Annotated in this window: 9 protein-coding genes and 2 rRNA genes; 4 read left to right on the plus strand and 7 right to left on the minus strand. The window is 33.3% G+C overall.

Annotated features, from left to right (window positions below):
* Nucleotides 1–77: 77 nt before the first annotated feature.
* From D2K60_RS18950 to D2K60_RS18960, 3 genes are read right to left on the minus strand one after another with little or no spacing between them, the layout of a single operon-like run.
* On the minus strand, nucleotides 78–995 hold the full coding sequence (locus D2K60_RS18950) for an NERD domain-containing protein (protein WP_117170653.1): 918 nt from the start codon (nucleotides 993–995) through the stop codon (nucleotides 78–80).
* A 12-nt stretch (nucleotides 996–1007) separates the two neighbouring features.
* A complete protein-coding gene (gene thpR, locus D2K60_RS18955; RefSeq protein WP_117170655.1) occupies nucleotides 1008–1568 on the minus strand; it encodes an RNA 2',3'-cyclic phosphodiesterase in 561 nt (186 codons plus the stop codon).
* 29 nt (nucleotides 1569–1597) lie between these two features.
* Nucleotides 1598–2605, minus strand: coding sequence for an ion channel (locus tag D2K60_RS18960; RefSeq protein WP_117170656.1), 1008 nt, complete (start codon nucleotides 2603–2605; stop codon nucleotides 1598–1600).
* 165 nt (nucleotides 2606–2770) lie between these two features.
* Between D2K60_RS18960 and D2K60_RS18965 the strand changes: the two genes are divergently transcribed.
* Nucleotides 2771–2989, plus strand: coding sequence for an HTH domain-containing protein (locus tag D2K60_RS18965; protein WP_117170657.1), 219 nt, complete (start codon nucleotides 2771–2773; stop codon nucleotides 2987–2989).
* Between the two features lie 67 nt (nucleotides 2990–3056).
* Here the strand turns inward: D2K60_RS18965 and D2K60_RS18970 are convergent, their stop codons facing one another.
* Both D2K60_RS18970 and D2K60_RS18975 read right to left on the minus strand, forming a co-directional pair.
* A complete protein-coding gene (locus tag D2K60_RS18970; RefSeq protein ID WP_117170658.1) occupies nucleotides 3057–3779 on the minus strand; it encodes a pseudouridine synthase in 723 nt (240 codons plus the stop codon).
* A gap of 14 nt (nucleotides 3780–3793) precedes the next feature.
* Nucleotides 3794–5428 (minus strand): putative polysaccharide biosynthesis protein, encoded by a 1635-nt coding sequence (locus tag D2K60_RS18975; protein WP_117170660.1) that lies wholly within the window; start codon nucleotides 5426–5428, stop codon nucleotides 3794–3796.
* Between the two features lie 214 nt (nucleotides 5429–5642).
* Here D2K60_RS18975 and D2K60_RS18980 point away from each other — a divergent pair, with 214 nt between their 5' ends.
* The 3 genes from D2K60_RS18980 (at nucleotide 5643) to D2K60_RS18990 (ending at nucleotide 7574) form a co-directional block, all read left to right on the plus strand.
* A complete protein-coding gene (locus tag D2K60_RS18980) occupies nucleotides 5643–6899 on the plus strand; it encodes a BaiN/RdsA family NAD(P)/FAD-dependent oxidoreductase (RefSeq protein ID WP_117170662.1) in 1257 nt (418 codons plus the stop codon).
* A 166-nt stretch (nucleotides 6900–7065) separates the two neighbouring features.
* Entirely contained in the window at nucleotides 7066–7452 is a 387-nt protein-coding gene (locus D2K60_RS18985) for a transposase family protein (protein ID WP_117170664.1), read from the plus strand.
* Nucleotides 7449–7574, plus strand: coding sequence for a transposase (locus D2K60_RS18990; RefSeq protein WP_117170666.1), 126 nt, complete (start codon nucleotides 7449–7451; stop codon nucleotides 7572–7574). The genes D2K60_RS18985 and D2K60_RS18990 overlap by 4 nt, the downstream gene beginning before the upstream one ends.
* A gap of 30 nt (nucleotides 7575–7604) precedes the next feature.
* On the opposite strand, the gene rrf is transcribed toward D2K60_RS18990, so the two are convergent.
* Nucleotides 7605–7720, minus strand: a 5S ribosomal RNA gene (gene rrf, locus D2K60_RS18995).
* A gap of 64 nt (nucleotides 7721–7784) precedes the next feature.
* Nucleotides 7785–7906 (minus strand): 23S ribosomal RNA (locus D2K60_RS19000); the annotation flags it as partial.

A 7906-nucleotide genomic window follows, 5' to 3' on the forward strand; every position in this document is an offset into this window, starting at 1 on the left:
ACACGTTCAAAAAAAGACGGTAAACTTAGATTAACGCATATAGGGGTAAAATATCAAGAAAAAAATTTGTAAAATGATCACGATGTGAAATCTTCGGATTCATTTATATCCCATTCAGGCCTTCTAACTGCAACAGTATCACAATATTGTAAGATTATTTCCGCTACTTTTAATTGATTGTGTTTTAAAGGAGAAACAAAATTTCTTCTTTCACTTAACCAGTTCTCATGTTGTTCTTTCCCAATATAACTTGTTAGGTATGGTTCAGTATAAAAGTCAATATTATTTGTTCTCGATAAAACTATTTTTTTAATCGGTAAACTAACATCACTTGCAGATAGAATGCTTTTCACAACCTTCTCCGTTCGCTTTAAAGATAACATCGGGCTTAGAAAACGGGTTTGAACATCTTTTTCTTCAGTATACCACGTGCGATCATCACCAGCCACTATGCGTTCTGTTGCTTCTTTTTCCACTAAACGTATAATATCAATTCCTACTGGCGTTATTAATATGATATCTCCATCTAAAGTTGCATTTTTTAATTGAAAAACAGGATGATATAATAAAAGAAAGGTATCGGGAAACCGTTGTAAAAAATATTTTAAAATTAAATCATCGTGATATGTACGATCTAAAAAAGACATCTGATTAATCGTTGTGGATGCCCATTTTAATTGAAAAGGTAATAAAGTGTCTAAATAATATTGTTTCAACTCTGTCTTTAATTTAGGTAAAACTTCATCTTCCTCACCACTTGGCAGATCATCATCTAAATGTTCTCTACGCTGAAAAAAATGTTTCCAATTTGAAAAACTTGTGCCTTCATCTTGTTCTTCCGTTTCAACAGGTATTGGATTTGCTAATTGATATTCCCATGTTTGAACAAGCTTCCTCCAATTTTCTTGTTTTAATCGAATAAACTGGCCTGGATAATGAAAGGTATCTCTTTGATACCTTGATATATAATTTTCTAATTTGATTAATTGAGCCATTATTTCACCCCATCACAATTTAAATTTGCTTACGATTTGATATCTTGGTGTAAGATTTGGATTAATTTTATATAAAACAAAGTGATCAACTTTGACCATCCATTGTTCTGAAATCATTGTTTGAAATTGTTCAAGTTGTTTTTCTTCTATTTTACCAGTATGCCATTTTTTAGCCAGGGTAATATGTGGAAGATAAGCTCGACGATCCTGCTTGAAACCATTTTGTTCTGCAATGTTTGCAATTTGTTTCTGTAGCATTCGTAACGATGGTGACTTTTCAACACCAATCCATAATACACGGGGTCTGCTATTCAAACCAAACCAACCTAATTTTCCGATTGATAATTCAAAGGGAGCTAGACGTAGCTCTTCTATCGATTTGATTAATTTTTCTTTAACCTCTTCATTCATATGTCCAAGGAATGTTAACGTAATATGAAAGTCTTCAAAATTTGTCCAATTATGATATGCAATACTTTTTTGCTCTTTAAGTTTTTGCTGCTTTTCATATAGCCTTTTTTTGATTTCCGACGGCAAAGGAATAGCAAAAAAATAATGTGAATTTGTTGTCATAATATAAGTCAAACTCCTTTTAAAATTGATTAAAGAATTTTGTTTATTGTTATTTGATCACAAATGACATATAACTCTGCATCAACAGGAATATCTTTATCTAACATTCGATTAACTCCTAAATTATCACGGTCTGCAATCAATGTAGCTCCCTGTTTTAATAAGGCCTCAAATGCATCTCGATATGTTATCCATGCTGGCGACATTGGCACAAAATATAAATCATCTCCATATTTTCTTCGTAGTAATTGTCCATATACATTAGAAATACCATTACGAAATGCTGAACGAACAAATAAAGAAGAAATCGTTTCGTTCGATACAATAAACTCATCAATTTTCATGAATTCAAAACTCTTAATATGTGCTTCTTCCATTACTTCAACAATCGTGTGTACATCTGGTGCAAATGCTTCGATAGCAGATGCAATTAATAACGTTTTACCATCGGCTAATTGATCATTATTTATCGTATCATCAGCAAATATTAACACGGCTTTTGCCTTTGAAATATTTGCCTTCTCTAACGTTTCAATTTCAGATGCCTGACCTCTAATGTAATGAATATTTTCTGCCAAGATCGGAGCATTTTCTAAATCATCTATAATAACAATTTCTATTTTATCCGATGTATCTAACATTTCCTTTATAGCAAACTTCGCCTTTTGTGACCACCCTATAATAATATAGTGATTGCTCTCATTGTACACAATATCACCCTTTTCTTTTTTTCTACGAAAAATTGCAAAACCATCAACAACTTTACCAATCGCAACTCCAATAATTCCTATCCCAAATATGTATAAGAATAACGCAATCAAGCGTCCTCCAATCGATATGGGAAAGTAGTCACCATATCCGACTGTTGTTACTGTTGTCATCACCCACCAAAACCCGTCAAAAATGGTTGGAAAAGTTTCTTGCTCAACTATAACAATTAGTAATGAAGCAGTTAGAACTAGACTTAAACTAGCTATTAATAAAGTAATATTACTAATTTGAATCATTTTACGCATGATTTTTTTTATTATGAACATCCGTTGATTCCCCTTTTTGAACAATGTTCGTACTATTTTCTAAATTGTTTGTAAATTCATCGTGAAATACTGGCGTTTTTTAATCAAAAGGTGTAAAATACAACTATAATATATTCAAGGTTCAGCTTCACCACAAGTCTAATGATATCATTAAGGAGTGGTTTTTTGAATCATTCAACAACCCGAATGCTTACAAGAGTTAAGGCTGTCTATCTATTTATTAGAGAAAACGAGCCTGTCACGACAACAGAGATTGCCGAAGAATTTGGTATCACTGATCGAACAGTTCAAAGAGACCTGAATGTATTGGAGTATAATGGTCTTGTGACTAGTCCCAACCGTGGGAGATGGAAAGTAACGAAAAAGAAAGTTAAGATTTCGTAAAACTATATCATTATATTATCAATGCTGACTATATATATGTCAGCTTATTTTTTTGATTAAAATAATTCTACTTTTTCACCGTTAAAGCCTGTAAGTATTCTAACTCCTGTATCGATAACTCTCGATATTCTCCCTTTTCTAAATCATTATCTAATTGCCATTCTCCCATTGAAATCCGTTTTAAGTACGTAACATATTTATCAACTGCTTCGAACATTCTTTTTACTTGATGAAACTTTCCTTCTGTAATCGTAACATGTATTTCAGATTCTGTATCACTTTTTAAGATTGTCAAAATTGCAGGTTTTGTTAGATATCCATCATCTAACGTTACGCCTTGAGAAAAAGCTTCTACATCATCTTCCGTTACTTTCCCCTCAATAATTGCATAATAGGTCTTTCCAACATTTTTTTTAGGTGATAACAACTGATGCGCTAGTTTTCCATCATTTGTTATCAACAATAATCCCTCTGTATCTTTATCTAGCCTACCTACAGGGAAAGGCTCAAGAACTAGGTCATCGGCTTCTAATAAATCGATAACCGTTGATTCTCGACTATCCTCTGTCGCTGTTATGACACCTGCTGGTTTGTGAAGCATAAAATAGACAAAGGGTTTATAGACAACTTGCTCTCCAAATATAGTAATGTTATCTTTTTCAGGATCTACTTGTTGCTTGCCATCTTTGATTACAATATCGTTTTGGTTTACACTACCTTTTTTTAATAACTGTTTTACTTCTTTTCTACTACCGAACCCCATATTTGCTAATAACTTATCAATTCGCATGCATGATAACTCCTTTAAGAATTTTTTCTTCTAGTAATTTTATCGATAAATCCAATTCTTCCACCTAAAACACGTTCTAATAATGTGGATTTATAGCTAAGCCATAAATATACACATCCACCAACTGTTACCGTAACAAATAATATGAAAACATTCTCTAGTCTTCCATCTTGATAGGTAATCCAAAAACTAAGCAGCCATTTACTAGTTAAGACAACAATAGCCATAATTATCGTGAAAATAGATACAAGCATGCTACGCTTAATAAGTTGACGAAGCGGAAATTGAATTGATGCTTTAATACGCCAAATGTTCAGACTAACTGTTCCAAGTGATGCAATCAACGTTGCTATTACTGCGCCTTTTGGTCCCATAAGATGCAGTAATGGAATTGTTAGCAATACTTTTAAAATAATACCTGCAATCAAACTAATAACTGCGTAATTCTGTTGATTAATACCTTGTAAAATGGAAGCTGTGACCGCAAAAAGACCAAAAAATAAGGCCACTGGAGCATACCAGCTCAATAATGATCCATTAAATTCAATAAAATCACTTACGCCATAGAAAGCTCCCCATATTTCATTACCTAATAAAGACATACCTACTACAGCTGGTAAGATCAATAACATAATAATTTGTAATGATTGATTAATTTGTTTAAATACTTCACCCTTTTTATTATCTACAAATGATTTTGTTAATACGGGTAATGTTGCTAAAGATAAGCCAGTAGCCAATGTTATTGGTATCATCACAATTTTATGACCGTATAATGTAATCGTAGCAATAGCGTTACTTCTTACTAACTCATCAAAATCAAGCGATGCCAGTGTTCGATCTAACATTATTAAATCAATTTGTTGATAGAGAGGAATCGCAAGCCCTACTAATACGAATGGACCTGCATAGCGAAATAATTCTTTAAATAACGTTTTTGTAGGTATATCATATGTTTTTACTTGCTGACTCATTTCCTTATCTAAATAAGGTTTTCTTTTCTTCCAATACCAGAACAAAACCAGCGCAGATGCGATTGCACCAATAAAGGCAGAAAATGTTGCAAAACCAACCGCATTAGCAGTAGTTCCACCTATTACTTCTATAATAAAAAATACAGAAACTAATAAAAAGACAATTCGTACAATTTGCTCTATAACCTGCGAAATAGCAGTTGGTCCCATTGATTGATGTCCTTGAAAAAATCCCCTTGTGATACTCATTGCGGGTATGATTATTAAAGCAAAACTAATCATCTTTATTACCGATGTAGCGTCAGCAACTGTTATTTCCGAATCTTTAGAAATTGATATTTTTGCTAATACTTCTGCACCAAAAAACATAACTAAGAATGCGATTATACCCATAACTGCCATAAAGCGTAAACCAAGCTTGTACATCCTTCTACTTGTTTGATAATCGCCTAGTGAATTATATTTAGAAACAAACTTCGAAACTGCCAATGGTATTCCTACTGTAGATAAGCTAATAAATATACTATATGGTACATATGCAACACTATATAATTGACCACCACCAGAACCTACCATGCTTTCAAACGGAATCGTGTAGATCATTCCAATAAGTTTCGAAAAGAACGTAGCGCCTGTTAATAACATTGTTCCTCGTAATATAGTTGACTTTGACATGAGTTCACCTTAATTTCTTTTATAATCGAATGTTACTATTTTATCATAGATACAAAAATCTGATAGTATTTGACACTAAATTTTATTATTGAATAATAATGAAGGTTCACAAATGCAACAATATCAGCTAATATGAAGTATGTTCTTACATAGATTTGTTAAAAGTAATCAAAACATAAACTTGGAAAGATTTATTCGCGAAAGGATGAGTGGTATGACTTACGATGTTACCGTAATTGGAGGAGGTCCTTCTGGCTTAATGGCAGCTATTGCTGCAGCAGAAAATGGAGCAAAAACCTTATTAATTGATAAAGGAAACAAATTAGGAAAAAAACTCGCAATATCCGGTGGTGGGCGCTGCAATGTAACTAACCGATTACCTCAAGATGAATTAATAAAACACATTCCAGGAAATGGTCGTTTTTTATATAGTGCTTTTTCAGTTTTTAATAACTATGACATTATTGATTATTTTGAAAGCCTTGATGTTCCATTAAAGGAAGAAGATCATGGGCGTATGTTTCCTGTTAGTAATTCTGCCAAGGATGTCGTGAACTCTTTGTTAAAACAATTAGATGACTTTAAAGTTACTATTAAAAAAAATGCTCCTGTTTTTGCTGTTGACTATGGTGATAAGGAACACATAATCACATTAGAAACAGGAGAAAAAATACAATCAAAAGCCGTAGTAATTGCAGTAGGGGGAAAAGCAGTTCCATATACAGGTTCAACAGGTGACGGTTATAAATGGGCAGAAAACGCTGGACATACAATTACAGATTTATACCCAACTGAAGTTCCACTACTTTCAAGTGAAAATTTTATACAAAATAAACTTCTTCAAGGATTAGCATTACGAGATGTTAATTTATCTGTCTTAAATCCAAAAGGTAAAAAAATCATTACACATCGAATGGACATGCTTTTTACCCATTTTGGTGTATCAGGTCCTGCGGTTTTACGCTGTTCACAATATGTTGTTAAAGAATTACGAAAAGGCGCTAAAAACGTAATAATGGAAATTGATGCTTTACCTGATCAAAAGGAAGAAAAATTATTGGAGGAGATAACCTCTAACTTAAATGATAATTCAAAAAAAACTGTTCGGAACATTTTGAAAGGTATTGTACCTGAGAGATACTTAGATTATTTGCTTTCTAAAAACGACATTCAATCTGATATAAAAGGAGCCAATATTTCCCGGGAAAAGATTATTTCATTTGTACACGACTTAAAGTATTTTCAATTTCAAATATATGATAGTCAGCCAATTGAAAAAGCGTTTGTAACTGGTGGGGGTGTTTCTATTAAAGAAATTGTACCAAATACAATGCAGTCAAAAATGATGCATGGTTTATATTTTTGCGGTGAAATATTAGATATACATGGGTACACAGGTGGCTATAACATAACCTCTGCACTCGTAACAGGAAGAGTTGCTGGAATGCACGCATCTTGGGAAGTTATCTAAAAAATATAGGATACATACTATATTTTTTTAGAAATAAGATGAACAAGAAATGACGTTGGTGAGTGAAAACTCACTAGCGTTATTTTTCTATATAAATAGAAAACAAGTGAGTTTCCCTGTAGAATAGTAGTCGACGAAAACCAAATTCCAAAAAGCTCACTTGTCTATGTCACATGATATAAGAAAACTACTAGATATTCAAGATAAAAACATTATTTTCGAGAAAAATTGCGTGTGTTTTGAAAAATATAAAGTACAGACATGTAATATAGTACAAGCAGACTTAACCTATGACCCATCACATTGTCCAAAATGTTCCAGGAAGAAAGAAGACGTCTTTATCTATAAAAATGGAAAACAAACATCGCGGATCACTATCCCAATGTCAGGAACGCATCCAACCTACTTACGGTTAAAGAAACAACGCTTTATGTGTAAGGGATGTGGATCAAGTTTTACTGCCAAAACGCCTATCGTTGAAGCACATTGTTTTGTCGCTTATACCAGTAAAGCACAGGTGCTTATTAAGGCTGCAGAGGCACAATCGATATGAATGCAGGCTATGTCAGCTTAATAAAAGAACTATTTCCTAAGGCAAAGATTATTATTGATCGCTTCATCGATAATTATTCTTTACCAACATTATTGGACAAGGTACCACAAAAAAACATCTAATACCAAGAGGTAATAGATGTTTTTACATTTGCTTAGCGACGTCCTACTCTCGCAGGGGCAAAGCCCCAACTACCATGAGCGCTGAAGAGCTTAACTACTGTGTTCGGCATGGGAACAGGTGTGACCTCTTCGCTATTGTCACTAAACCATTTTGAAGTTCATGTACCTTCAAAACTAGATAAGAATTACAACAAGACAACATAAAATATTATAGTTAAGTCCTCGATCTATTAGTATTCGTCAGCTACACGTGTCACCACGCTTCCACCTCGAACCTATCAACCTCATCGTCTCTGAGGGATCTTACTCTAAAAAGATGAGAAGTCTCATCT

It is taken from the genome of Paraliobacillus sediminis (assembly GCF_003426055.1).

Excerpts from the sequence above, each read along its gene's own strand:
- D2K60_RS18950 (WP_117170653.1), bottom strand. The coding sequence starts at position 995 with ATGGCTCAATTAATCAAATTAGAAAATTATATATCAAGGTATCAAAGA.
- thpR (WP_117170655.1), bottom strand. The coding sequence starts at position 1,568 with ATGACAACAAATTCACATTATTTTTTTGCTATTCCTTTGCCGTCGGAA.
- D2K60_RS18960 (WP_117170656.1), bottom strand. The coding sequence starts at position 2,605 with ATGTTCATAATAAAAAAAATCATGCGTAAAATGATTCAAATTAGTAAT.
- D2K60_RS18970 (WP_117170658.1), bottom strand. The coding sequence starts at position 3,779 with ATGCGAATTGATAAGTTATTAGCAAATATGGGGTTCGGTAGTAGAAAA.
- D2K60_RS18975 (WP_117170660.1), bottom strand. The coding sequence starts at position 5,428 with ATGTCAAAGTCAACTATATTACGAGGAACAATGTTATTAACAGGCGCT.
- D2K60_RS18980 (WP_117170662.1), top strand. The coding sequence starts at position 5,643 with ATGACTTACGATGTTACCGTAATTGGAGGAGGTCCTTCTGGCTTAATG.
- D2K60_RS18985 (WP_117170664.1), top strand. The coding sequence starts at position 7,066 with ATGTCACATGATATAAGAAAACTACTAGATATTCAAGATAAAAACATT.
- D2K60_RS18990 (WP_117170666.1), top strand. The coding sequence starts at position 7,449 with ATGAATGCAGGCTATGTCAGCTTAATAAAAGAACTATTTCCTAAGGCA.